Origin of the sequence: Agromyces luteolus (genome assembly GCF_009729855.1) — a bacterium.
Taxonomy (GTDB): Bacteria; Actinomycetota; Actinomycetes; order Actinomycetales; family Microbacteriaceae; genus Agromyces; species Agromyces luteolus.
In genome coordinates, this window is record NZ_WODA01000025.1 from 634,049 (window position 1) to 659,254 (window position 25,206).

The following is a 25,206-nucleotide window of genomic DNA, read 5'->3' on the forward strand; positions in this document are numbered from 1 at the left end:
TATGCACGCTCACGCCGGCGGACCCGTTCGGCGTCAGCCGAACCGCGCGACGCGCTCCAGCTCGGGCAGCAGCGCCCGGAACGCGCGCGCCCGGTGGCTGTGCGCGTTCTTCACCTCGGGCGCGAGCTCCGCGGCCGACACGTCGAAACCGTCGGGCAGGAAGATCGGGTCGTACCCGAACCCGTTCACGCCCGCGCGCTCGGTCGCGATGCGCCCGGGCCACGTGCCGACGGCGGCGAACTCGTGCCCCTCGCCGCCCGCGGCATCCGGCACCACCAGGGCGATCGTGCAGTGGAAGTGCGCGGTCCGGTGCGGGTCGCGGATGTCGCCGAGCTGCGCGAGCAGCAGCTCGAGGTTCGCCTCCGCACCGCGGCCGGGGCCGGCCCAGCGCGCCGAGAAGATGCCGGGCGAGCCGCCCATGACGTCGACCGCGATGCCGGAGTCGTCGGCGAGCGCGATGCGACCCGTGTGGGATGCCGCGGCGCGCGCCTTGATGAAGGCGTTCTCGTCGAACGACGTGCCGTCCTCGACGGGCTCGGGCCCGTCGTACGGCAGCACGGTGAGGCCCGGCAGGGCGTCGCCGAGGATGTGCTGGAACTCGGCGACCTTGTGCGCGTTGTGCGTAGCGAGGACGACCTCGAGCAGCTGCGGCATCCGTCGACCCCGGATCAGCTCGCGGCGCCCGCGCCGGCGCCCGCCGCGCCCGCCCCGCCGAGCGACGCCTCGAGCGCCGCGCGCTGGATGGCGGCCAGCTCGGTCGTGCCAGCGAGGGCGAGGTCGAGCAGCGCGTCGAGCTCACGTCGATCGAACGGCGCGCCCTCGGCCGTCCCCTGCACCTCGACGAAGAGCCCGCGGCCGGTCGCGACGACGTTCATGTCGGTCTCGGCACGCACGTCCTCGACGTAGGCGAGGTCGAGCATGGGCGTGCCGTCGATGATGCCGACCGAGACCGCCGACACGGTGTCGATGAGCGGCGTCGCCTTCTGGGCGATGAACTTCCTGCCCCGGGCCCACTCGATGGCGTCGGCGAGTGCGACGTAGGCGCCCGTGATCGCCGCGGTGCGCGTGCCGCCGTCGGCCTGCAGCACGTCGCAGTCGATCTGGATGGTGTTCTCACCGAGCGACTTCATGTCGACCACGGCGCGCAGGCTCCGGCCGATGAGCCGGCTGATCTCGTGCGTGCGGCCGCCGATGCGGCCCTTGACCGACTCGCGGTCGTTGCGCGTGTTCGTCGAGCGCGGCAGCATCGCGTACTCGGCGGTGACCCAGCCCTTGCCCTTGCCGGTCATCCAGCGCGGAACGCCGTTGGTGAAGCTCGCGGTGCAGAGCACCTTGGTGCTCCCGAACGAGATGAGCGCGCTGCCTTCGGCGTGCGTGCTCCAGCCGCGCTCGATGACGACGTCGCGGAGCGCGTCGGGGGTGCGGCCGTCGGCGCGCACGAGGTCGGGGGTCTCGGTCACTTCGGTCTCCTGTCGATGGCGGATGCCGCGGCGGCGGCGGGCAGCGTGAGGGCACCGGTCTGCACGAGCTCGACCTGCGAGATCTCGGGGCCGATGAGCCGGTGGGCGAGGTCGAGGAACGCGGCGCTCGAGCCGCCCGTCGCCTCGAATCGGTGCAGGGGCGGTTCGGGCGATCGGCGCTCGAGACCCTGCGAGACGAGCACGCGGTAGACGTCGTTCGCGGTCTCGACGTCGCTCGATACGAGGCTCACTCCCTCCCCCATGACGTACGAGATCGCGCCCTTGAGGAACGGGTAGTGCGTGCAGCCGAGCACGAGCGTGTCGACGCCCGCCGCGCGGAGCGGCGCGAGGTACTCCTCGGCGACGGCGAGCACCTCGGGCCCGGTCGTCACGCCGGACTCGACGAACTCGACGAAGCGCGGGCACGCGGCCGACGAGAGCTCGAGGTGCGGCGCGGCCGCGAACGCGTCGTCGTACGCCCGCGACTGCACGGTCCCGGCGGTGCCGATCACGCCGACGTGCCCGTTGCGGGTCGCCGCGACGGCCCGCCGCACGGCGGGCTGGATCACCTCGACGACCGGCACGTCATAGCGCTCGCGCGCATCGCGGAGCATGGCCGACGACGCGGTGTTGCAGGCGATCACGAGCATCTTCACGCCCTGCGCGACGAGGTCGTCGAGCACGGCGAGCGCGTAGCGGCGCACGTCGGCGATCGGCTTGGGCCCGTAGGGCGAGTGCTCGAGGTCGCCGACGTAGAGGATCGACTCGTTCGGGAGCTGGTCGCGCACCGCGCGGGCGACGGTGAGGCCGCCGACCCCCGAGTCGAAGATCCCGATCGGTGCATCACTCACGAGCCACCAGCCTAGATCAGGCGGGCGGCGCGCCGGCCCCGATCGCGCCCCCGGTCGCGCCCCCGGTCGCGCCTGCCGCGTACGCCGCCCGCACCGCGCGGGCGATGCGCCCCGACGACGGGTGCCGGTGGTTCCGGTGCCACGCGAGGCGCACCTCCATCGGCGGCGCGTCGTCGATCGGCACGAACACCACGCCGGGGCGCGGCAGGTGGTGGGCGGTCGCCTCCGAGGTGACGCCGATCGCGTCGCCGGCGGCGATGAGGTCGAGCCACTCCTCGACGTCGCCGCTCCAGGTGAGGGGCGGCGCCGCGACCCCCCGCGCCTCCCAGAGCTCCCGCGTCGTGGTGCCCGATCGGCGGTCGACCGCGACCTCCCACGGGGTGAGGTCGGCGAGCGAGACGGCCTCGCGGTCGGCCAGCGGATGGTCGATGGGCAGCGCCGCGACCCGCTGCTCGCGCCCGACGACCTCCGACTCGAGTTCGGGCGGGAGCACCGGGTGCCGCACGACGGCGAGGTCGACGTGCCCGTCGAGGAGCCCGGCGTCGCGCGAGTTGATGCGCACGAGGCGGATCGGGGTCGCGGGGCGGGCGCGGTTCCACGCGCGGAGCACTGCCGTGGTGTGCGCCCCGAGCGCGGCCCAGGCGTACCCGACCCGGATCACGGCGCGCTCGCCGCGGAGGGACGCGACGGCGCGGTCGAGTTCCGCCGTGATCCGCCGCGCGACGCCGGCGAGCATGGTGCCGGCCTCGGTCGGCTCGACGCGCCGCGTGGTCCGATGCATGAGCGTCGCGCCGACCTCACGCTCGAGCGCCGCGAGCGACCGCGAGACCGCGGCCTGCGACATCCCGAGCCGGTCGGCGGCGGCCGTGAACGATCGCTCGTCGTCGACGGCGATGAGGACGCGGAGGTGGCGCAGCTCCAGTTCCATGCAGTGAGCGTATCAATGGTCGTGCATTGCATTTCTCAGCGCGTCAATAGCCACGTACCGTCATCCCCATGGGACAGGTGAGGGGCGATGGGGTCGGCGGCGCGGCCGCGGTCGTCGGGGGCGCGGCATCCGTGCAGGTCGGCGCGGCGATCGGCGCGACGATCTTCCCCCTCGTCGGCCCGGCCGGGGTCGTCGCCCTCCGCCAGGCGGTGGCGGCCGTCGCGCTGCTCGCCGTCGCACGCCCTCGCCGTCGCGACCTCACGTGGTCGGTGCTGCGACCGGCGATGCTCCTCGGCGGCGTGCTCGTCGTGATGAACCTCGCCCTGTACGCCGCGGTCGAGCGCATCGGCCTCGGCCCGGCGGTCACGATCGAGTTCCTCGGTCCGCTCGCCCTCGCGATCCTCGGATCCCGCCGCCGCATCGACCTCGTCGCCGCGGTGCTCGCCGCCGCGGGCGTCGTGCTCCTCACGGGCACGGTGCCCGGTATCGATCCGCTCGGCATCGCGTTCGCCCTCGCCGCGGCGGCCGCCTGGGCGGCCTACATCCTGCTGAGCCAGCGCGCGGGCCGGTCCCTGCCCGGCGTGCAGGCCACGGCGGTCGCGACCACCGTCGCGGCGGTCCTCACGGCGCCCCTCCTCGTCGTGGTGCTCCTCAGCCTCGAGCCCGGCGCGATCGCGCTGGTGCTCGGCGTCGGCGCGATCGCGGGGCTGCTCTCCTCCGCGATCCCCTACTCGATCGACCTCATGGTGCTACGACGGATGCCGCGGCAGCGGTTCGCCGTCCTGCAGAGCGTGCACCCGGCGGCCGCCGCCCTCGCCGGACTCGTCGTCCTCGGCGAGGCCCTCGCGACGTGGCAGCTCGTCGGGCTCGCGCTCGTCACCGTCGCGAACGTGATCGCGGTCGGCTTCCGCTCCCGCACCCGCGCACGCACCGCTGCCGGGGCCCGTCGGCCGGATGCCCCGCCGCGCGCCGCCGCCGCGGCATCCTGACCCCCTCGCACTAGGCTTGGCCGGGTGACCGGGTCTGCTGCGCTGTTCACCGACCGCTACGAGCTCACCATGGTGGATGCCGCCCTGCTCGACGGAACCGCCCACCGCGAGAGCCTCTTCGAGGCGTTCGCACGGCGCCTGCCCGACGGGCGCCGGTACGGCATCGTCGCGGGCACCGGGCGGCTGCTCGAGCTCATCGAGCGCTTCCGCTTCGACGACGCCGAACTCGAGTTCCTCCGCGAGCAGCGCGTGGTCCGCGACGAGACGCTCGACTGGCTCGCCGACTACCGCTTCCGCGGCGACGTCTGGGGCTACCGCGAGGGCGAGGCGTACTTCCCGGGCTCGCCGCTCGTCACGATCCAGGCGCCGTTCGCCGACGCGGTCATGCTCGAGACCCTCGTGCTCTCGGTGCTGAACTACGACTCCTCGGTCGCGAGCGCCGCCGCGCGCATGGTGTCCGTCGCGCTCGGCCGGCCGATCGCCGAGATGGGCTCGCGCCGCACCAACGAGGCGTCGGCGGTCGCCGCCGCGCGCGCCGCCTACATCGCCGGGTTCGACGCGACCAGCAACCTCGAGGCCGGGCGCACCTGGGGCATCCCGACCATGGGCACGGCCGCGCACGCATTCACGTTGCTGCACGACAGCGAGGAGGCGGCGTTCCGCGCGCAGGTCGAGGCCATGGGGCCTGGCACGACGCTCCTCATCGACACGTACGACATCGCGACGGGCGTCGAGACCGCGGTTCGGGTGGCCGGCACCGGGCTCGGCGCCGTGCGCATCGACTCCGGCGACCTGCCGACCGTGGTCGCCGCGGTGCGCGAGCAGCTCGATGAGCTCGGCGCGGTGAACACGCGCATCACCGTGACGAGCGATCTCGACGAGTTCACACTCGCGGCCCTCTCGGGCGCCCCAGTCGACGCCTACGGCGTGGGCACGTCGGTCGTGACCGGCTCGGGCTTTCCCGCGGCCGGCATGGTCTACAAGCTCGTCGCGCGCCGGGGCGACGACGGCGAGTGGGTGAGCGTCGCGAAGGCGTCGACGAAGAAGCTGAGCGTCGGCGGGCGCAAGAACGCCGCGCGCCGCATCGACTCCACGCGCACCGCGCGCGAGGAGCTCGTGTTCGTCGGCGACGGCCCCGACGGCGAGGCCGAGTTCGCGGCCGACGACGAGCTGCGGCCGCTCATGGTCCGGCTGATGCACGAGGGGCGAGCGGATGCCGCGTTCACGGGCCACGCGGGCGTCGAGGCCGCACGCGCGCACCGCGCCGAGGTGATGCAGGAACTGCCGATCGAGGCGTTCCGCCTGGGACGCGGCGAGCCGGTGATCCCGACGACGTACCGCTGAGCGGCGGGTCGCTGAACCGGACGGCGGCGGGCGTCAGCCCTTCTTCATCCGCTCGTAGATCTCCTTGCACGCCGGGCAGACCGGGAACTTCTCCGGGTCGCGACCCGGGGTCCACTTCTTGCCGCACAGCGCGCGGACCGGCTTGCCGGTCATCGCCGACTCGAGGATCTGCTCCTTCTTGACGTAGTGCGAGAACCGCTCGTGGTCGCCGGGCTCGATGTGCTCCTCTTCGAGCAGCTTCTCGAGTTCGCGGTCGAGGACCGAGGTCCCGCCACCGGGCGCGTCGGGGTCGGCGATGCTCGCGTGCACGGGTCGGATCATGCCGAGCAGTCTACGCCGCGATCAGGCGCGGACGGCCGCCGCGACGATCTCAGGGGCGCGGCGCTCGAAGACGCGCCCGCCGGCGAACACGCCGATCACGAGCACGAGCAGGCCGAGGCCGGCGCCCGCGGCGAGAGATGCCGCGTGCCAGGACGGGTCGTCGAAGATGCCGAGCGCGGCGAACCCGATCGCGGGCGCCGCGACGAGCAGCGCCGCGAACATCGCGAACGACTGCACGAGCGCCGTGATCCCGCCGGTCGACTGCGGCTGCTGGAACGGGCTGTCGCCGGGCTTCACGACCGGGTAGGGCATCGCGGCCGAGGTGATCGACCCGATGCCGAGCCCGGCGAGGAGCAGTGCCGTGCTCACGCCGAGCAGCGACGGCAGGAGGCGCCAGTCGTCGAGCACGAAGACCGTGACGGCGCTGCCCAGTCCGATCACCAGGATGCCCGCGACGAGCACGGGGACGAGTCGGCCGAAGCGGTCGGCCGCGCCGCGCACGCCCGAGACGACGTGCAGCCAGACGGCCGTGTTGTCGTAGGCGGTGTCGTTGTGGAGGCTCCAGCCGAGCAGCAGGCACACGAGCGGCACCGGGATGAGGCCCAGGTACATCGACGGGACGCCGGCGATGCCGAGCGGCAGCATCACGAGGATCGGCGCGATGGGAACCATCAGGAGCGACACCCAGTAGCGCGAGTCGCGGAACCAGTAGGTGGTGCTCCGCGCCGCGATCGCCCCGGTCGGACCACCCGTCGTGCGCCCGAACCAGCCGAGGCCGTGGTAGCTGCGCACGCTCGCCTGCCGACCCGGCGTGACGAGCATTTTCGCGACAAGCGCCTTCCACGCGACCCAGGCGAACCACACGGTCGCCCCCGCGATGAGGAGCTTGAGGAACGCCAGACCCCAGGCGCCGGATGCGGCCTCGCCGGGGACGGCGAACGCAGCGCCGAGCGGCGTCCACGACAGCGCGCCGGCGATCGCGCCGATCGCGCGCCGGCCGGAGGCCGCCCAGTCGACCGTCGTCAGCGCCACGGCGAGCGGCGCGATCATGACCACGAACAGCACGCCGAGCACCGTGCCGACGTCGCGCGCCCGTCGCGTCTCGAGGAGCAGCCCGGCGATGCCGGCGGTCAGCCGCGCCGCGAGCAGGCACGTCGCGAACGCGAGCAGTGCGCCGAGGATCGCGAACACGGCCGTGCCGAACCCGCGCGACCAGGTCACGACGGTCCCCGTGAGCACGATCGCGAGCGCGACCGCGGGCACGCCGATCATCGCGGAGAGCGCGAGCCCGAGCGCGATCGTGCGGTCGGGGATGCCGAAGAGCGCGAAGCGCCGCGGATCCATCGTGTCGTCGACGCCGAAGACGAGCGGCACCAGGAGGAAGCCGACGACGGTCGCCGCACCGCCGACCACGAGCACGTCGCGCACGAACGCCACGTCCTCGACCGAGCGGAGGCCGAGGAGGATCAGGAACAGCAGCACTGAGATGCCGAGCCCGTAGACGATCGCGATCGCGAGGCCGACGACCTGCCAGGCGCTCCGCTTGAAGATGTTCCCGAGCAGCCGCAGCTTCAGTCGGAGAAGCTGTGCAACCATTCCATGCCCTCCGCTGCCTTGCGTCCGCCCGCGAGCTCGACGAACCGCTCCTCGAGCGTGTCGCCGCGGCGCACCTCGTCGAGCGTGCCGGATGCCAGGACCCGCCCGCCCACGATGATCGCCGCCGAGTCGCACACGCGCTCGATGAGGTCCATGCTGTGGCTCGACAGGAGCACCGTTCCACCGCCCGCGACGTAGCGCTCGAGGATGTCGGTGAGGTTCGCCGCCGAGACGGGGTCGACCGACTCGAACGGCTCGTCGAGCACCAGCATGCGCGGCGAGTGGATCATCGCGCAGGCGAGGGCGATCTTCTTCGTCATGCCGGCCGAGTAGTCCGCGACGAGCCGGTCGAGGGCGTCCTCGAGGCCGAAGGCGTCGGCGAGGTCGGCACTGCGATCGAGCACGGTGCGGTGGTCGAGTCCGCGCAGCGAGCCGGCGTAGTAGAGCATCTCGGCACCGGTGAGCCGGTCGAACAGGCGCAGCCGGTCGGGCAGCACGCCGGTGATGCGCTTGGCCGCGCGCGGCTCCTTCCAGACGTCGATGCCGTTGACGTGCACCGACCCGCCGTCGGGGCGCAGGAGCCCGGTGATCATCGAGAGGGTCGTGGTCTTGCCCGCGCCGTTCGGGCCGACGATGCCGTAGAACGAGCCGGCGCGGATGCCGAGGCTGATCGCGTCGACGGCGGTGGTGTCGCCGAACCGCTTGACGAGCCCGTCGATCGAGAGCACGATCGGCGCCTCCGGCGCGGGCGCCTCGCGGGCCACCCGGATCGTCCGCTTCTTCCGCGGCATCGGCGTCGTGCCGGTCGCGATCGTCCCCAGAGGAATGACGGCGACGCCGCGCTCGCCCTCGTGGTCGTCGGCGACGGGCGCCGGTTCGATCGCCGCGTCGGCCGGTTCGGACTCGACGGCGGCGTCGGACTCGACGGCGGAGTCGGTCTCCGCGGCCGGTTCGGACTCGACGGCGGAGCCGGTCTCGGCGGCCGTGGCGGCGCCGACGAGCAGGATGGCCTCGCCGGTCAGGTCGGTCGTGCCGTTCGGAGACTCCTCGACCGCGGCGGCGGTGTCGTCATCGGCGACCTCGGTCGCCGCCTCGGGAGCGGCCTCGCGCTCGGGCTCGGCGTCGGCATCGGCGAGGTCGCCGCTCGTCGCCGGAGTCTCGTCGGGTCCGCCCGGATGCCACGTGCGCGTCACCTCGGCGGCGCGCACGACGTCGGCCGGCTCATCCTCGGCCGGAGCGGTGGCGGCGGCCTCGGGCTCGGCGGGCGCTTCGGCGGGCGTCGGCTCGGCGACGACCTCGGCGCGGGGCTCGTCGGCGACCGGCGAGGCGGCCGGGTCCATCGCGGCAGTCTCCGCGACCTCGGGCTCCGCGACGACGGGGTCGACGGGGCCGGTCGCGCGGCGCGACCTGGGCTCGGCCTCGGTCGTGTCGGTCGTGACCGACGCGGCGACCCGCTCGCGGGCGGATGCCGCGGCCTTGCGAGCGTCGGCCGCCCGGGCCCTCGCGGCCGCAGTGGATGCGGCCCGGGCCGACTTCGCCGTCCTGCCCCTCGCCGCCGACGTGCTCGCCGATTCGCTGCGGGCGGCGGCGGCGCGCTTCTGCGCGGACGCGCCGGTCTCGTTCGTGGCGTCCGCGCGGTCGGCGGGCGCCGAACCCGACTCCGCCGGGGCCGGCGTCGCCGACCCGGTCGCGGTCGTTCCGGTCGCCTTCGCCGAACGGCTCGACGGCGCCGACGCACCCTTCGTGGTGCCGGACTTCGCCGACGTCGACGCACCCTTCGCGGAGCCGGACTTCGCCGACGTGCGCTTCGCGGCGGCCTCGGATGCGGGTCGCTTCGCCGTGCCCGACGATGCGGCCGGCTTCCGCGCGCTCGTCGTGCGCTTCGCGGCGGGCGTCACCGGTTCGGCCGCCGTCGTCCCCGTCGCGTCGTCGGCGGCGGTGGTCGCGCGGGCGGCGGACGCCCGCTTCGCGGCCGTCGCTCGCGTGGCCGCGGACTTCGCCGCCGTGCTCCTCGTCGACGACTTCGCCGCGGCGGACTTGGTGGTCGACGCCTTCGCGGCGCTCGAACGCGCGGCGGCGGACTTCGCCGCGGTGGCTCGGCCGGCGGTCGTCCCGCCGGCGCGGCCCGGTTCGCCACGCCCCTGCTCGGACGCGACGGATTCCCCCCGACCAGCAGACACCCCCGTGTCCGTGCCTTCGGGAGTCTCGTCCTCAGGACCTGATCGCGAAACGGAAGTCACCACGACAACCTACCAACCCCCCTGCCCGCAGCCATGGACCTCTCACAGCGAATTCACGTCGTGGCGTGCGGATCCTCGAAGCTGGGCGGAACCCGGGCGTCGCATCACGATCCTGCTACGGCTTCATCGCAACCCCCAGCGGCATCTCCGGCTGTCCGGTATCCTGTGATCCGGCATAACGGCGTGTCCAGAAGTGAACTTGCGGGTGAATCCCCGGTGAACTCGAACCGAATCGAGGCTCCGGCACCCGATCGACGAAGGAGATGCAGTGACCACGCAGATCGTGATCCTCGCAGCCGGCATGGGGAGCCGGCTCGGGCGTTCCCTCCCCAAGCCGCTCACCGAACTGAGCGACGGCCGCACGATCATGCGCCAGCAGTTCGACAACATCGAGCACGCGTTCGGCCGCAACGCCGCCGTGACGATCGTCGTCGGCTACAAGCTCGAGCACATCATCGAGGCGTTCCCGCAGGCGTCCTTCGTCTACAACGAGGAGTACGACCAGACGAACACGTCGAAGTCGCTCATGCGTGCGCTGCAGGCGTCGCAGCCCGGCGGGGTGCTCTGGATGAACGGCGACGTGGTGTTCGACCCGGCGATCCTCGACCGCGCGCTCGCGTTCATCGCCCGCGACCAGTCCTTCGTGACCGTCAACACCGCGAAGGTGTCCGACGAAGAGGTGAAGTACACGACGACCGCCGAGGGCTACATCAAGGAACTCTCGAAGACCGTCAAGGGCGGGCTCGGCGAGGCCGTCGGCATCAACTACATCTCGAGCCGCGACAAGGGCACGTTCCTCGCCCACCTGCAGCGCGTCGGCGACCAGGACTACTTCGAGCGCGGCCTCGAGCTGGCCATCGAGAAGAACGGCCTCCTCGTCGAGCCGATGGACGTCTCCGACCTGTACGCGGTCGAGATCGACTTCGCGGAAGACCTGGAGCGCGCGAACCACTTCGTGTGACCTGCGCACCACACAGCGTGAGAAGCGGATGCCGGCAACGGCATCCGCTTCTCACATCTCCGGCCCGGCGGCGAGCCAGCGCGCCGATCGGAGCGGTACGGAGGCCGGCCTCCGGCCATCTACGATGAGATCGTGATGAGCTACGCCGACTCGCATCCGTTCACGCGGACGCCATGGGACGGCTACCGGCATTCGCTGTGGCTCCTCACGACGCGCGACCTGAAGGTCCGGTACTCGACGTCGGCGCTCGGCTATCTCTGGTCGGTGCTCGACCCGCTCGTGATGGCGGGCATCTACTGGTTCGTCTTCACGCAGGTGTTCGACCGGACGGTCGGCCAGCAGCCGTACATCGTCTTCCTGCTCGCGGGCCTGCTGCCGTGGATGTGGTTCAACGGCGCCGTCGGCGATTCGACCCGCGCATTCCTCAAGGACGCGAAGCTCGTCCGCTCGACGATGATCCCGCGGACCATCTGGGTGAACCGCATCGTGCTGTCGAAGGGGATCGAGTTCCTCCTCGCCCTGCCCGTGCTCGCGTTCTTCGCGATCGTGTTCGAAGCGACCGTCTCGTGGGAACTCGTGCTCTTCCCCCTCGGCATCCTCCTGCAGGCCGTGCTCACCGCCGCCGTGAGCCTCATCGTCGCGCCGCTCGTCGTGTTCTTCCGCGACCTCGAGCGGGCGGTGAAGCTCATCCTGCGATTCCTGTTCTACGCCTCGCCGATCATCTACGGCACGAGCGACCTGCCCGGCGGCTTCCAGTTCTGGGCCGCGTTCAATCCGCTGAGCGGCGTGTTCAGCCTCTACCGCGCGGGCTTCTTCCCCGACGAGCTCAACTGGTTCGACGTCGGCGTCTCCGCCGCCATGTCCCTCGTGCTCCTCGCCCTCGGGCTCTGGGTGTTCCGGTCCTCCGAGCGCCAGGTGCTGAAGGAGATCTGATGGGGCCGGCCGCATCCGCTTCGGCGCCGTCCACGGAGGAGTACGCGATCCGCGTCGACGGCCTCGGTGTCCGGTTCCGGCGCAACCGTCGTGCCCGGCGCTCCTTCAAGGACCTCCTCTCGGGTCGCCGTCGACGCACCCGCCCCGGCGAGTTCTGGGCCCTGCGCGACGTGCACGCCGACGTGCGGCCGGGCGAGGCGATCGGTGTCGTCGGGCGGAACGGCCAGGGCAAGTCGACGTTGTTGAAGCTCGTCGCGGGCGTCCTCATCCCCGACGAGGGCAGCGTTCGCATCACCGGCGGCGTGGCGCCGCTCATCGAGATCACCGGCGGATTCGTCGACGACCTCACCGTCCGCGACAACGTCTACCTGACCGCGGGCCTGCACGGCATGAGTCGCGCGCAGATCGACGGCAAGTTCGACGAGATCATCGACTTCGCCGAGATCGGCGACTTCCTCGACACCCCCTACAAGCACCTCTCGAGCGGCATGAAGGTGCGCATCGCCTTCGCGGTGATCTCGCAGCTCGAGGAGCCCATCCTGCTCGTCGACGAGGTGCTGGCCGTCGGCGACAAGGCGTTCCGCGAGAAGTGCTACCGCCGCATCGAGGAACTCCTCGAGGGCGGGCGCACGCTGTTCTTCGTCTCCCACAACGAACGCGACCTGCGCCGGTTCTGCACGCGGGGCCTCTACCTCGACAAGGGAGCGCTCGTCCTCGACGCGGGGATCGACGCGGTGCTCGAACGCTACAACGCCGACTACGGCACCCGCTGACGCGTCGTCAAGCCCCCGCCCCGCAGGGCGGGTCCCGGTTACCTTCCCATCCGGGCCGCCTAGGATCGACGCCATGTCCGAACGCGTGCACCGGATCACGACGATGGGCCGCGGTGCTCCCGAGGAGGGGGCGCCGGGTCCCGACGGCGCGGACGGCGCGCCCACGACCGACCCCGCGGATCGGGCCGTCGGGCTCGAGCGCGGCTTCGACCGGCTGCTCTCGATCCAGCGACCGATCGTGCTCGCGCACCTCCGCGCCATCCGCCGGAACCACCCCACGGCGAGCCCCGAGGAACTCGTGCGCGTGCTCGAGCGGCGATACCTGACCGCCGTCACCACCGGCGGCGCCGCCGTGGGCGCGACCGCCGTCGTGCCCGGCATCTCGACGGGCATCACGCTCGCCCTCTCGGGCGTCGAGACTGCGGGCTTCCTCGAGGCGACCGCGCTCTTCGCGCAGTCGGTCGCCGAGGTGCACGGGCTGCACGTCGAGAACCCCGACCGCGCCCGCGCGCTCGTGATGACGCTCATGATGGGCCGCGAGGGCGTCGACCTCGTGCGCCAGTTCGCCGCGCAGGCGACCGGCACGGGCGTGCCGCGCAACGCCTACTTCGGCGAGATCATCACGAGCACGCTCCCCCGCGCCGTCATGGGCACGGTCGTCGACCGGCTGCGGCACGTGTTCGTCAAGCAGTTCGCCGTGCGCGGCGGCGCGGGCATCATCGGGCGCGCCATCCCGTTCGGGATCGGCGCGGCGATCGGCGGCATCGGCAACCACGTGCTCGGCCGCCGCGTGCTCCAGCAGTCCAGGCTGGCCTTCGGCCCCGCACCGTTCGCGCTCCCCGCCGAACTCGAGCCGCGCGGCGACGAGACGATGCTCACCTCGGCCGGCAGGCGGCTCGCGCGCGCGGTCTCGACCGCGGGGCGCGTCGCGAGCCGGCCGTTCGGACGGCTGACCGCCGGGGCCTCGCGGCGCGACGGGACGGACGGCACCGCCGAGTCCGGCGTCGCCGACGACGACGGGATCGAGACGTCGGCCGAGGTCGCCGGCGACGCTGCCGACCGCGCGGCGGACTGAGCGCCCGGGCTACCGGATCGGCTCGTACCCGAGCAGCTCGCGCAGTTGGCTCGTCTCGGCGTCGAGCACGTCCTCGGGCTTGCCGGCGTCACGTCGGACGCGGAAGCGGCCGCTCAGGGCGATGAGGCGGTCCGCGACGTCGTGCTCGGGGTCGCGCTCGACGAGCCGGAGGGTGATCGAGAACCAGCGTTCGGCGAGCTCGGACTCGTCGGCGAGTTCGAACGCCTCGGCGACGTGCAGGTGCCGCCACCATTCCCCGTTGCCGGAACCGCGCAGTGCGTCGGCCTCGCCGACCGCGTCCTCCCGCCGCCCGAGCGCGAGCAGGACCGAGACGATCGTGCCGGTCGCCTCGTGGGGTCGGGCGTCGGATGCCTCGGCCGCGCGTCGCGCGACGTCGAGCGCCCGTTCGAGCTCGCCGGCCATCTCGAGGTGCTCGGCCGCGACCAGGAGGAGGTGCGCCCGCCGGATCCCGTCGTCGAGCTCGTAGGCCGAGGCATCCGTCGCCCACCGCTCGAGCAGGTCGGCCCGCCCGACGTGGCCGCGTCCGTCGGCGACGCGGAGCTCGACCTCGTCGAGCTCGGCCTCGGTGATCAGCTGCGCCATGGCCCGAGCATACGTTCCGGTCCGCCGGACCGCACCGGGTCGACCGCGGGTCAGTCGACTTCGATCTCGTCGGACTGCTCGGCCGCCTCGCCCTCGGCGTCGTGGTCGTCGACCTCGGGGTCGGTGGCGTGGAGCGCCGCGAAGCGCTCCCACTCGGCCATGAGGTGGTCGATCGCGTCGTGGAAGCGGCGGGTCGTGACGCCGGGCGTCGTGTCGCCGAAGTAGCGCTCCACCCAGTAGCCGAGACGCTCGAGCGCCCGCGCGTCGTGCGCGACCTCGTCGACGCGGGCCAGCATCGCCTCGCCGTCGGCGCGGTCGAGCCATTCGCACGCGGAGAGGTAGCCGCCCGTGTCGACCTGCGCCTGCGGGTTCACCGGTCGGGTGACGAGGAGCGGCCTGCCCGCCGCGAGGCGGTCGTAGACCATCGCCGAGATGTCGACGATCGCGACGTCGGCGGCCGCGAGCTGCCAGCCGAGGTCGTTGCCCTCGTCGACGAGGTGGTGGGCCGACGGGTCCGCGGCGTTCGCCTGCTCGAGCAGGCGCTTGATCTCGTCGTTCGCGGCGCCGTAGTCGTGGTCGACCACGCCCGAGCGCGGGTGAGGGCGGTAGATCACGCGGTGCCGGCCGCTCGCGACGAACGCACGGACCAGGTCGACGCCGTGCGACGCGATCGAGCCGTAGGCGGCCGCGCCGCGGTCGCCCTCCCACGTGGGGGCGTAGAGCACGACCTCGCGGTCGTCGTCCGGGTAGGGCAGCGGGCTGCCGTCGAGGTAGTGGTCGGCCTGCGGGCGGCCGATCGGGATGGCGCGCTTGTCGAAGTCGAAGTCCCAGAGCACCTTCTCGAGGCGTGCGCGCGCCGCATCGCCGGCGATCAGGGCGTAGTCGTAGGCCTTGAACTGGTTGGTGGTCATGTACATCTTGTCGGACTCGCCGTGGTTGATGAACACGTGCCAGCGGCGCCCGTAGCGCATCATCTGGAAGTTCTTGGCGTTCTGGTTGACGTAGAGGATGACGTGCAGGTCCTGCTCGTGGATGACGTGCTCGAGGTCGGCCACCCGGCGGACGTACGCGACGGGCAGGGGCGACTCGTCGAGCAGCGCGAGCGCCGCGCCCGACGCGCGGCTGAGCAGGAGCACGGGGTGCCGCTCGGCGAGGCGCGCGAGCGGCTTGTACCACTGCCGCAGCTGGTACAGGTTGACCCTGCCATCGGCGAAGTAGACGCCGACGCGGAACCGGTGCGGCTCGAGGGCCCCCTGCTCCGCGAGCTTCTCGGCGATCAGTCGCTGCGCGCGTCGCGAGCGAAGGACGTTCTGCACGAGCTTCACGGCGCGGCGCGCGTCTCTCCTCAGTTCCACCGTCCAAGGGTAGCCGCCGTCGCGCACGGCTCGTGACGCGGGTCAGACGACGGGGGGACGCCCGGCGAGGGCCATCCGCAGCACGGTGCGCCAGCGCATGGGGCGCCGCTCACCCGGGTCCTCGCGCCAGCCGGCACGCCAGCCGGCGAACCAGGCGCGGAGCGCCGCGGGCCGGCGGAACCACCGCAGCACCTGGATCGCCGTCCACGAGCCGACGTAGCAGGGGACGAGGATCGCCGGCAGGTTGCGGCGCGCGAGCCAGACCCGGTTCCGGGCGTTCAGCCGGTGGTAGTACGCGTGCCGTGCCGGGTCGATGACCGGGTGCGCGGCCTCGAGGTCGCCCGCGTACCAGGCGCGGTAGCCGGCGTCCCACACGCGCCAGGCCAGCTCGATGCCCTCGTGGGCGTAGAAGAACGGGTCGGCCCAGCCGCCGGATGCCTCGAACGCGGGCCTGGGCATGAGCACCGCGCCCTCCCAGCACGAGAACACGTCGCTCGAGTGCGCCGGATCGCCCTTCCGGATGCGCGGGATCCATCGCCGCGGCGATTCGAGGCCGGTCGGGTCGACGACGCGCGGCTGCACGAGCCCGAGGTCGGCTCGCGCGGCGAGCAGGCGGCATCCGTCGGCCAGGAACGTCGGGCTCGGAAGGTACGCGTCGTCGTCGAGGAAGAACAGGACGCCGCCCGCGACCTCGGGCACGCCCCGGTTGCGGCCGGCCGGGATGCCGAGGTTCTCGGGGAGGTGCAGCGTGCGCACCTCGGCGGGGAGCGGCGGCTCGGCCGTCGCCGGGTCCCAGCCGTTGCCGACGCAGACGACGTCGACGTCGACGTCCTGCTGGTCGAGCACGCTCCGGATGCCGCGCATGAGCTCGACGGGACGCCGGCCCATCGTCAGCACCACGACCCCGACGCGGGGTCGAGCCGTCGTCGGAGTCGCCTCAGGCACGGACACGACGCGAGGCCATGATCGCGACGAAGTGGCCGACGAGCGCCAGCACCGCCAGGGGCAGCAGCGCCGCGACGACGACGCGGTCCACGAGCGGCTGCCCGGCGAACAGCCCCACGACCGCCGCCGCGAACGCGATCAGGGTCAGCTCGACCGAGTGGTACAGGCGGTGGAACGGGACGAACCGGGCGGCCTTCCGGAGGGTCGCGATGAGGCCCCCGCGCGGCGCGGTCTCGCCGTGGGTGTCGGCGAGCTTCGGCAGGCCCGCGTTGGCGCGTGCCACGTGCACCATGTCGTTCAGCGCCTTGTTCAGCACGATCACGAGCGCCAGCAGGGCCGCGATCGTCGTCCACAGGAAGTCGGCGGGGAACTCCAGCGGGTACGCGGCGGCGCGGATGCCGAGGGCGAGCGGGATCAGCGCCTCGGTCGAGTAGTGCCCGACCTTGTCGAGGAACACGCCGGCGGGGCTCGACGTGCGACGCCAGCGCGCGACCTCGCCGTCGCAGCAGTCGACGAGCATCTGCAGTTGGCCGAGCACGACCGCGAGCAGGGCGCCCCAGATGCCGGGGATCAGCAGCGCCGCTGCGGTCGACCAGCCCACGAGGATCATGAGCCCGGTCACTCCGTTCGCCGAGATCCGCGTGTGCAGCAGCAGCCACGTCAGGTACGGCGAGAGGTTGCGCAGGTACAGGGAGGCGGTCCAGTGCTCCGCGTTCCTGCGGCCGCGCACCTCGGGCGGCTGCGTCACCTCGCGCTGCTCGGCGAGGCTCGACGGGATCCCCCGCTCCGGCATGGGCTCCGACATGCTCACCTTCCCGTGTGCTCGGCGATGTTGCTCGTCAGCGAGAGGTAGCCGAGCACGAACCCCGTCCCCCACGCGACGTGGATGCACGGCAGCACGAGCACGAACCATCCGGCCGTCGCCGCACCTCGGCCCCGCGCGTACGCGAACGTCGCGGCGATCACGAAGAGCAGGTAGACGAGCGGCACGGCGAAGCCGACGAGCAGCCACGGCGCCTGGCCCATCGCGGCCTGCACGACGCCGATGACCCCGAGGACGAGTCCGAGCACGACGCCGACGACCATGGCCGGCGGCACGAAGTAGCGGAGGCCGTTCGCGGCGGGGAACCGGCGCGCCAGCTCGCCGCGCCAGAGCCCGGTCGAGAACATCTGCCGGGCGAGTCGTTCGAGGCTCGACCGAGGGCGGTACGTGACCGCGAGCTCCGGCGTGAACCAGACCGTTCCGCCCGTCTGCCGCAGGCGCCGGTTCAGCTCCCAGTCCTGGCCGCGCTTGATCGTCTCGTCGAAAAGGCCGACGCGCTCGAGCGCGCTCCTGCGGAACACCCCGAGGTAGACCGTCTCGACCGCACCCTCGCGGCCGCCGACGTGGAACGCCGAACCGCCGAGGCCGACGGGGGTCGTGTACGCGAGGGCCACGGCACGCTCGAACGGCGTCTCGCCGCGCGCGTCCATGATGCCGCCCACGTTGTCGGCGCCCGTGCGCACGAGCGTCTCGACCGCGATGCGCGTGTAGTCGACCGGCAGCATCGAGTGCGAGTCGACGCGGACCACGACCGGGTGCACGGCCGCGCGGATGCCGATGTTGAGCCCGGCGGGCGTCGACCCGACCTCGTTCTCGAGCACGTGCACGCGCGCGTCGCGCGATGCCAGGGCCTCGACGAGCTCGGTCGTGCCGTCGATCGACGGGCCGAGGGCGATCAGCACCTCGACCGGGCCGTCGTACTCCTGCGCGAGGATCGATTCGACCGCGTCCCGGACGTGCGACGCGTCGTTCAACACGGGCATGACATACGAGACGCCGATCGGCGGCGACAGGTCCGCCGGATGGGGCTGGTCGGGCATGGTCCTCACTCGTGCACAGGGTCGATCGAGCCTAGCAGCAGGCACCCTCGCGATCGCCGTGCCGACGCGGGGTTCCCGGCGCACGGGAACGGGGGCCGGACCGCTGGTCCGGCCCCCGTGGGAGCGATCGCCCGGGAAGGCGGGCTCGGCGTCAGCCCTCGAACGTGCCGAGGGTCACGGTCACCGTGTTCGACTCGCCGTCGCGCGTGTAGGTCAGCTCGGCCTCCGCGCCGCCGGCCAGGGCGCGCACCTGCGCGGTCAGGTCGGTCTGGTCGGTGATCGGGATGCCGTTCAGCGCCGTCACGACGTCGCCGGACTGCAGGCCCGCCGCCTCGGCGGCGCCGCCCGCGCTCACCTCGGAGATGAGCGCGCCGACCGTCGAGCTCTCGCCGCTCGCCTGCGCCGAGGTCACCGTGGCGCCGAGCAGGCCGTGCGTGGCCGAGCCGTTCTCGATGATCTCGCTCGCGATGCGCTCGGCGAGGTTCGAGGGCACCGCGAAGCCGACGCCGATGTTGCCGGCCTCGCTCGAGCTGCCGCCGGCGGAGAGGATGGCGACGTTCACGCCGATGAGCTTGCCCTCGCCGTCGAGCAGCGCGCCGCCCGAGTTGCCCGGGTTGATCGCGGCATCCGTCTGGATCACCGGGATCGAGATCAGGCCGCCGCCGCTCGACGAGCCCGAGCCGCCGCCCTGCTCGCCGTCGAAGTTCCAGAAGTCGAACGGGCTCTCGCCCGAGCCGCCCTGGTCGCCCTGGTCGCCCTCGCCGCCGTCGGGCGTGGTCTCGGGCGCCGCCGACGACTCCACGTCGATGCTGCGGTTCAGCGCGCTGACGATGCCGTTCGTGACGGTCCCGGAGAGGCCGAGCGGCGCGCCGATCGCGATCGCGGTGTCGCCCACGTTGAGCTCGCTCGAGTCGGCGAACTCGATCGGCGTGAGGCCGGAGGCATCCGTCAGCTTGATGACCGCGAGGTCGCTCAGCGGGTCGGTGCCGATGAGCTCGGCCGAGTACAGCGTGCCGTCGTCGGCCTTGACCTGGATCGACGCGTCGCCGGTCGCGCCGTCGAGCGTGACGACGTGGGTGTTCGTGAGGACGTAGCCGTCCTCCGACAGGATGATGCCGGAGCCCGTGCCGCCCGACTGGCCGCCACTCACCTCGATGGTGACCACGCTCGGGCTCGCGGCCGCGGCGACGGCTGCGACCTGGTTCACCGAGCCGTCGTCGTTCACGACGATGCGCTGCGTGCCCGACGAGGTCTGCTCGACGGCGCTGTCGCCGTCGTTGGTGATGAGCGCGGTGATGCCGGCGCCCGACGCGCCGCCGATGAGCGCGGCGGCCACGATCGCGGCGGCGACGCCGAAGCCGACGCGGCGCTGCTTGGGCGCGGGCTCCTGGGCCGGCGCCGGGGCCGGGGCACCGCCGAAGGCGGGCGGGACGGTTCCGGCGCCGCCGGCCTGCGCGGTGCCGGGTGCTCCGGCGATCGGCGTGGTCGGCTGCGTCTGGCCCGCGGTCGGCGCGGCGGCCGGCTCGTGGCGGTACTGGCCCGCCACGTACGGCTGCGGGGCCTGGCCGGGCGTGTAGACGGTGCCGGTCGGGCGCGGCGCGGGCGCGGCGGGCGCGGCGGGCACAGCGGGCGCGGCGGCCTCGGCGGGCGCAGCGGCCTCGGCCGGCGCAGCGGCCTCGGCGGGCGCGGCCGGGGCGGCCTGCGGCGCCGGCGTGGCCGACTCGGTCACGGGCTCGGCGGGCGCCTCGGCGCGGGGGGTCTCGACCTGGGCGGTGGCCTCCGCGGCGTCCGCACCCTGCGCCGTCGGCGCGGGCTGCTGCTCCGGGGTCTGCTCGATCCCGCCGGTGTTGGTCTCGGTCATCTTCGCTCCTTCCAGCGGATGCCAGCATCCCGCTCCAAGCTGTGCGGCGAATCGGCGGTCCCTATGTCGAAGCTATGTCGCCACCGTGAACCGCCCGGGCGCCGCAGTCAGCGTAGCCGCCGGACCGTGGCATACGGTGTGAGCGTGGATGCCATGCCCTCACGACCGCTCGCACCGTGGCAGCGGACCGCAGCCGGAGCGGGCCTGCTCGCCCCCGACGGCGGCGTCGCCCCGACCGTCTTCGCCGAGATGAGCGCGCTCGCCGTCTCGACGGGAGCGATCAACCTGGGGCAGGGGTTCCCCGACGAGGACGGCCCGCGCGAGGTGCTCGACGCCGCACGCGAGGCGATCGCGACCGGCGTGAACCAGTACCCGCCGGGGCCGGGCCTGCCCGTGCTCCGCGAGGCGATCGCCCGGCACCAGCACCGCTGGTACGGCCTGTCGGTCGATCCGGCGCACGAGGTGCTCGTCACGGCCGGCGCGACCGAGGCGCTCGCGGCCACCCTGCTGGCGTTCGTCGACGACGGCGACGAGGTCGTCACGTTCGAGCCGTCGTACGACGCGTACGGGGCGGTCATCGCGCGCGCGGGCGGCATCCACCGCACCGTGCCCCTGCGCTTCCCCGACTGGCGGCCCGACCACGACGACCTCCGCGCCGCCGTGACCGACCGCACGCGCGTCATCCTGGTCAACTCGCCGCACAACCCGACGGGCATGCTCCTCGACGAGGCGACGCTCGACGTCATCGTGGAGCTCGCGCACCGGCACGACGCGCTCATCGTCACCGACGAGGTCTACGAGCACCTCGTCTTCGACGGGCAGCACGTGCCGATCGCGACCCACCCGGGCGCGTGGGAGCGCACGGTCTCGATCTCGTCGGGCGGCAAGACGTTCAACACGACGGGGTGGAAGATCGGCTGGGTCACCGGCCCCGCGCACCTCGTGACGGCCGTGCTCGCGGTGAAGCAGTACCTGACCTTCGTCAACGGCGCGCCGTTCCAGCCCGCGATCGCGGCGGGGCTCGACCTGCCCGACCGGTACTTCACGGATGCCGCGGCCGAGCTCGCGGCACGCCGCGACCTGCTCGTGGCGGGCCTCACGGCCGCGGGCTTCACGCCGTCGGTGCCGGCGTCGGGCTACTTCGTGGTGGCGGATGCCGCGCCGCTCGGCGCGCACGACGGCGACGCGTTCTGCCGCGAGCTCCCACATCGCGCGGGCGTCGTCGGCGTGCCCGTCACGGCGTTCGTGCACCCGGAGCGCCGCGACGAGGTGCGGAGCCTCGTGCGGTTCGCCTTCTGCAAGCGGCGCGAGGTGCTCGAGACTGCCGCGGAGCGGCTCGCGGCGATGGGATGAGTCGGCAGCCGGTGCGGGCAGGGCGGTCCGCCAGCCCGGCGGCCACGAGCGCTCAGCCGTCCTCGCGCACGACGACCGTGAACCGTCTCAGCGCGAGCGCGGGATTGCGCCTTCGCACCTCGGCGATGCGCTCCGTCGAGAGCCAGGCGAGCGCGACATCCGTCTGCTCGCCGATCGTGGCGACCTCGACGCCCATCGGGTCGACGATCATGCTGTTGCCCGCCCCGATCGGCGGGGCGTGGTCGGCGGCGAGCACGTAGGCCGTGTTCTCGATCGCGCGCGCCGTCGTGAGCGTGCGCCAGTGCGCCTCCTTCAGCGGCCCGCGAACCCACTCGGCCGGCATGCAGACCACGTCGGCGCCGGCGTCGACGATGCGTCGCGTCACCTCGGGGAAGCGCGCGTCGTAGCAGGTCTGCAGGCCGAAGCGGATGCCGCCGACCGCGAACGTCTCGGGATCGCCGATCTCGCCCGGGGCGACCCATTCGCTCTCGCGCTGGCCGAACGCGTCGTACAGGTGCAGCTTGCGGTACGCGGCGACGACGCCCTCGGCCGGCGCGACGGCGACGACCGTGTTCGCCACGCGACGCTCCTCGCCCGCCGGGCGCTCGATCATGCCCACGACGAGGTGCACGCCGAGCCGATCGGCGAGCGCCGACAGCGCGATCGTGAACGGCCCGTCGAGCGGTTGCGCCGCCTCGGCCCAGTCGGGGCCCGGCTCGGGCGTGAAGTAGCTGGAGTACTCGGGGAACACCACCAGCCGCGCGCCGCGGCGCGCGGCGAGCTCCGCGAGCCGCTCGATCTCGGCGAGGTTGGCGTCGGGGTCGTCGCCGGGCGCGAACTGCGCGACCGCGACGGCGAGGGGCGCGGCATCCGTCTGCATGACGCCAGCCTAGGCGGGCCCGCCGACCTCAGACGCGGAGTTCGCGCCCGACGATCACCGTGCGCGCGGCGGGCAGCTGCGCGAGGTCGACCGCTGAACCGTGGACGCGCTCGAGCGCGATGAAGAGGCGCTGCTGCCACCGCGGGAGGGCCGAGTCCGCGTCGGCCACGGGCGAATCCGACGAGACCACGTAGGTCGCGTCCTCGAGCTGCTCCGGCGCGAACCCGGCGTCCGTGCGCGCGGCCGCGATCGCCAGGGCATCGGAGACCCGCACCCGCTGGCGGTACCCGAAGCCGGCCTCGACGACGGTCACGCCCGGCACCAGGGGCCGGCTCTCGACCTCGACCCCGAACGGGGAGGTCGTCGTGCGCATCGCCAGCACGATCACGTGCTCGGAGAGCACCCGGTAGCGCTCGAGGATCGTGGTGAGCGCCACCGGCGCGGTGTCGCTGCTCCGGGCCAGGTACACCGTGGTCCCGGGGACGCGCGGCGCGGCGGCGAGGTGGTCGACGAGGCCGGCGAGCAGGGGCTCGTCCGCCCGACGGGCGATGGCCATCCGGCGCGACCCGCGCCACCAGGTCCACATGGTCACCACGAGCAGCACGCCGACCCCGAGCGGCACCCAGCCGCCGGTCACGACCTTCGTCAGGTTCGCGGCGAGGAAGGCGAGCAGCACGCCGAGGATCGCGACGATCCCGATGGCGCGGAGCGCCGACAGGCGTCCCCGGGCTCGCAGCAGCAGCAGGAGCAGGGTCGTCGTCGAGCTCAGGGTCACGGTGACCGCGATGCCGTAGGCCGACGCGAGCGCCGACGAGCTCTGGAATCCCACGACGAGCCCGATGACGGCCACGGCGAGCAGCAGGTTGACCGCGGGGAGGTAGAGCTGCCCGCGGTGCGACGCCGAGGTGTGGACGACGCGGACGGTCGGGATGAGGTCGAGCCGCCCGGCCTGGTGCACCGCGCTGAACGCGCCCGAGATCACCGCCTGCGACGCGATGACCGTCGCCACGGTCGCGAGGATCACGACCGGCACGGTCGCCCACCCCGGCACGAGGAGGAAGAAGGAGTTCGGCCCGGCCGCACCCGCGGTGAGGACCGCCGCCGCCTGGCCGACGTAGGCCACCAGCAGGCACGGGAAGACGATCGCGAGCCACGCGATCGTCACCGGCCTCCGGCCGAAGTGCCCCATGTCGGCGAAGAGCGCCTCCGCGCCCGTGATCGCGAGCACCACGCCGCCGAGCGCGAGGAAGGCCGTCCACGGGTGCTCGGCGACGAGCAGCACGATCCAGTGCGGCGAGAGCGCCACCAGCACGTCGGGCCGGCCCGCGATGGCGACGAACCCGAGCACGGCCAGCAGCCCGAACCACGCGAGCATGATCGGTCCGAAGACCCGGCCGATGCGCGCCGCGCCGAACCGCTGCACGACGAAGAGCCCCACGAGGATCGCGACCGTGATCGGGACGACGACCGCCCCGAGGTCCGGGTCGAACGTGGTGAGCCCCTCGACGGCGGAGAGCACCGAGATCGCGGGGGTGATCATGCTGTCGCCGAGGAACATCGCCGCGCCGAGGATCGCCACGACCGTGGCCAGGGTCCGCACCGTCGCCGTCGGGTGGGCGCGGCGGAGTTGGGCGAGCAGGGCCAGCAGCCCGCCCTCTCCGTCGTTGTCGAAGCGCATCAGGACCCCGACGTAGAGCACCGTCACCACGAGCGTGATCGACCACACGACCATCGACGTCACGCCGTAGACGGTCGTGGAATCGATCGATCCGGCCGGCGCGAGCGCGGCGCTCAGCGCGTACAGGGGGCTGGTCCCGATGTCGCCGAACACGACGCCGAGCGCGCCGATCGCCGCCGCGCCCGTCGGCGTCGCCGGTGGCGCCTGGCCGGCCCGTCGCGTGGCGGTCACATCCGCTCCTTGACCCCGGCGCGGATGAGCAGCCAGTTCACGGGGTAGCTCGTGCAGAAGCCCGCGATCATCGCGACCTGCATGGCGAACCAGAATTCCGGGGTGAGCACCGGGATCATCCCGCCGAACCAGAGCGGAGCGAGCAGGAACTGGGCGATCGCCATCGTGCCGTACATGCCGACCTGCCAGGCCGAGATGGATGCCGCATCCGCCGTGACGGCCGCCTTCAGCCCGTCGCGGAAGCCCAGTCCGCGCATCGGCACGATGGCGAAGTACTGGAAGGCGATGCCGATCGCGAAGGCGAACACGAAGTCCCACACCCACACGGCGAAGATGCGCTCCTGGAAGAGCCAGCCGTAGCCCGTGAGCACGGCGAGCACCGGCACGAGCACCAGCAGGAACTCCCCCACGATGTCGCCGAGCGTGCACCCCGCGCCGCAGTGGTTCGTGCTCACGGCGACGGCCTCCGGCATGCTGCGCCTGCGCGGCGGGCGGTCGTCCCCGCGACGGGCGGACCGCCCGATCCGCAGGTACACCAGCAGCCAGAGGATGCCGCCGAAGAGCATGTTCACCGGCCAGACGACGTTCATCACCGACATCCGCTGCGGTCGACGCCGCACGTCGAGCCAGACCCACGCGGCGCATGCGAAGCCGATGACGAGCGACGTCCAGGCGATCGCCGTCACCCAGGCGGGGAACGTGGCCGCGTCGGCGGGCATATGCCGCACTCTACGGCCCCCGCGCGCGGGCCGCGCCTGCCGCGCCGACGATCGGGGAGGCGTAGTCAAGCCGATCCGGGCCGCGATGGCAAGTGCCTCCCGTCGATCCGCGGCGCCTGTTGGACTGGTGGGGTTCAGGCGCGCGACCCGAACGGCCGCCGCGCACGATCGGTCCCTGCGCCGACGGGCCAGCAACCCCGCTCTTCCGGGCATCGGGGCCACGACAGATGGGAAACCCTGTGCTCAG

General features: G+C 73.0%; 24 protein-coding genes. 8 read left to right on the forward strand and 16 right to left on the reverse strand.

All coding sequences use genetic code 11. The features are described from left to right. Positions 1–33: 33 nt before the first annotated feature. From rdgB to GLX25_RS16620, 4 genes are read right to left on the reverse strand one after another with little or no spacing between them, the layout of a single operon-like run. The gene (rdgB, locus tag GLX25_RS16605) at positions 34–645 is read right to left on the reverse strand and encodes an RdgB/HAM1 family non-canonical purine NTP pyrophosphatase (RefSeq protein ID WP_155843915.1); all 612 of its coding nucleotides are present in this window, start codon (positions 643–645) and stop codon (positions 34–36) included. Between the two features lie 23 nt (positions 646–668). Continuing rightward, positions 669–1,460 (reverse strand): ribonuclease PH, encoded by a 792-nt coding sequence (gene rph, locus GLX25_RS16610; RefSeq protein WP_166548928.1) that lies wholly within the window; start codon positions 1,458–1,460, stop codon positions 669–671. Further along, positions 1,457–2,311 (reverse strand): glutamate racemase, encoded by an 855-nt coding sequence (murI, locus tag GLX25_RS16615; RefSeq protein WP_166548929.1) that lies wholly within the window; start codon positions 2,309–2,311, stop codon positions 1,457–1,459. Before murI ends, rph begins: the two co-directional genes overlap by 4 nt. Positions 2,312–2,327: 16 nt before the next feature. After that, complete coding sequence (locus GLX25_RS16620) at positions 2,328–3,239, reverse strand: LysR family transcriptional regulator (RefSeq protein ID WP_155843642.1); 912 nt, start codon at positions 3,237–3,239, stop codon at positions 2,328–2,330. Between the two features lie 68 nt (positions 3,240–3,307). Here GLX25_RS16620 and GLX25_RS16625 point away from each other — a divergent pair, with 68 nt between their 5' ends. Both GLX25_RS16625 and GLX25_RS16630 read left to right on the forward strand, forming a co-directional pair. Then, positions 3,308–4,228: an EamA family transporter gene (locus GLX25_RS16625; RefSeq protein ID WP_155843644.1), complete on the forward strand. Its 921-nt coding sequence runs from the start codon at positions 3,308–3,310 to the stop codon at positions 4,226–4,228. Positions 4,229–4,252: 24 nt separating this feature from the next. Further along, the gene (locus GLX25_RS16630) at positions 4,253–5,572 is read left to right on the forward strand and encodes a nicotinate phosphoribosyltransferase (protein ID WP_166548930.1); all 1,320 of its coding nucleotides are present in this window, start codon (positions 4,253–4,255) and stop codon (positions 5,570–5,572) included. 33 nt (positions 5,573–5,605) lie between these two features. Here GLX25_RS16630 and GLX25_RS16635 read toward each other — a convergent pair whose 3' ends face one another. Genes GLX25_RS16635 through GLX25_RS16645 form a run of 3 tightly spaced genes read right to left on the reverse strand, consistent with a single transcriptional unit; the run spans position 5,606 to position 8,829 of the window. Continuing rightward, positions 5,606–5,893: a DUF3039 domain-containing protein gene (locus tag GLX25_RS16635; protein ID WP_155843646.1), complete on the reverse strand. Its 288-nt coding sequence runs from the start codon at positions 5,891–5,893 to the stop codon at positions 5,606–5,608. 21 nt (positions 5,894–5,914) lie between these two features. Beyond that, positions 5,915–7,489, reverse strand: a complete 1,575-nt coding sequence (locus GLX25_RS16640; protein ID WP_155843648.1) for a hypothetical protein — start codon at positions 7,487–7,489, stop codon at positions 5,915–5,917. Beyond that, positions 7,465–8,829, reverse strand: coding sequence for an ABC transporter ATP-binding protein (locus tag GLX25_RS16645; RefSeq protein WP_155843649.1), 1,365 nt, complete (start codon positions 8,827–8,829; stop codon positions 7,465–7,467). Before GLX25_RS16645 ends, GLX25_RS16640 begins: the two co-directional genes overlap by 25 nt. A gap of 94 nt (positions 8,830–8,923) precedes the next feature. Between GLX25_RS16645 and GLX25_RS16650 the strand changes: the two genes are divergently transcribed. The 5 genes from GLX25_RS16650 to GLX25_RS16670 all read left to right on the forward strand — a co-directional run bounded on the left by GLX25_RS16650 (position 8,924) and on the right by GLX25_RS16670 (position 13,471). Beyond that, entirely contained in the window at positions 8,924–9,898 is a 975-nt protein-coding gene (locus GLX25_RS16650) for a hypothetical protein (protein WP_155843651.1), read from the forward strand. Between the two features lie 99 nt (positions 9,899–9,997). Further along, positions 9,998–10,690, forward strand: a complete 693-nt coding sequence (locus GLX25_RS16655; RefSeq protein ID WP_166548931.1) for a phosphocholine cytidylyltransferase family protein — start codon at positions 9,998–10,000, stop codon at positions 10,688–10,690. A gap of 135 nt (positions 10,691–10,825) precedes the next feature. Then, complete coding sequence (locus tag GLX25_RS16660; RefSeq protein ID WP_155843918.1) at positions 10,826–11,623, forward strand: ABC transporter permease; 798 nt, start codon at positions 10,826–10,828, stop codon at positions 11,621–11,623. After that, positions 11,623–12,396, forward strand: coding sequence for an ABC transporter ATP-binding protein (locus GLX25_RS16665; protein WP_155843653.1), 774 nt, complete (start codon positions 11,623–11,625; stop codon positions 12,394–12,396). Before GLX25_RS16660 ends, GLX25_RS16665 begins: the two co-directional genes overlap by 1 nt. Positions 12,397–12,469: 73 nt before the next feature. Continuing rightward, a complete protein-coding gene (locus GLX25_RS16670; RefSeq protein WP_155843655.1) occupies positions 12,470–13,471 on the forward strand; it encodes a hypothetical protein in 1,002 nt (333 codons plus the stop codon). 9 nt (positions 13,472–13,480) lie between these two features. On the opposite strand, the gene GLX25_RS16675 is transcribed toward GLX25_RS16670, so the two are convergent. The 6 genes from GLX25_RS16675 to GLX25_RS16700 form a co-directional block, all read right to left on the reverse strand. After that, positions 13,481–14,074: a hypothetical protein gene (locus GLX25_RS16675; protein ID WP_155843657.1), complete on the reverse strand. Its 594-nt coding sequence runs from the start codon at positions 14,072–14,074 to the stop codon at positions 13,481–13,483. A gap of 50 nt (positions 14,075–14,124) precedes the next feature. Continuing rightward, positions 14,125–15,429: a CDP-glycerol glycerophosphotransferase family protein gene (locus GLX25_RS16680; protein ID WP_166548932.1), complete on the reverse strand. Its 1,305-nt coding sequence runs from the start codon at positions 15,427–15,429 to the stop codon at positions 14,125–14,127. Between the two features lie 42 nt (positions 15,430–15,471). Then, a complete protein-coding gene (locus tag GLX25_RS16685; protein ID WP_155843920.1) occupies positions 15,472–16,317 on the reverse strand; it encodes a glycosyltransferase family 2 protein in 846 nt (281 codons plus the stop codon). Positions 16,318–16,366: 49 nt separating this feature from the next. Next, positions 16,367–17,179, reverse strand: coding sequence for a CDP-alcohol phosphatidyltransferase family protein (locus tag GLX25_RS16690; protein WP_240898394.1), 813 nt, complete (start codon positions 17,177–17,179; stop codon positions 16,367–16,369). 2 nt (positions 17,180–17,181) lie between these two features. After that, positions 17,182–18,237, reverse strand: coding sequence for a glycosyltransferase family 2 protein (locus GLX25_RS16695; RefSeq protein WP_240898395.1), 1,056 nt, complete (start codon positions 18,235–18,237; stop codon positions 17,182–17,184). Positions 18,238–18,388: 151 nt separating this feature from the next. Continuing rightward, positions 18,389–20,098, reverse strand: a complete 1,710-nt coding sequence (locus tag GLX25_RS16700; protein ID WP_155843659.1) for a S1C family serine protease — start codon at positions 20,096–20,098, stop codon at positions 18,389–18,391. Between the two features lie 153 nt (positions 20,099–20,251). Here GLX25_RS16700 and GLX25_RS16705 point away from each other — a divergent pair, with 153 nt between their 5' ends. Then, positions 20,252–21,451, forward strand: a complete 1,200-nt coding sequence (locus tag GLX25_RS16705) for an aminotransferase class I/II-fold pyridoxal phosphate-dependent enzyme (RefSeq protein WP_155843923.1) — start codon at positions 20,252–20,254, stop codon at positions 21,449–21,451. Positions 21,452–21,503: 52 nt separating this feature from the next. Here the strand turns inward: GLX25_RS16705 and GLX25_RS16710 are convergent, their stop codons facing one another. The 3 genes from GLX25_RS16710 to GLX25_RS16720 are packed head-to-tail and all read right to left on the reverse strand — an operon-like array spanning position 21,504 to position 24,959. Further along, a complete protein-coding gene (locus GLX25_RS16710) occupies positions 21,504–22,331 on the reverse strand; it encodes a carbon-nitrogen hydrolase family protein (protein WP_155843660.1) in 828 nt (275 codons plus the stop codon). 28 nt (positions 22,332–22,359) lie between these two features. Continuing rightward, positions 22,360–24,240 (reverse strand): KUP/HAK/KT family potassium transporter, encoded by a 1,881-nt coding sequence (locus tag GLX25_RS16715; RefSeq protein ID WP_166548933.1) that lies wholly within the window; start codon positions 24,238–24,240, stop codon positions 22,360–22,362. Next, the gene (locus tag GLX25_RS16720; RefSeq protein ID WP_155843664.1) at positions 24,237–24,959 is read right to left on the reverse strand and encodes a DUF4396 domain-containing protein; all 723 of its coding nucleotides are present in this window, start codon (positions 24,957–24,959) and stop codon (positions 24,237–24,239) included. Before GLX25_RS16720 ends, GLX25_RS16715 begins: the two co-directional genes overlap by 4 nt. Positions 24,960–25,206: the final 247 nt, after the last annotated feature.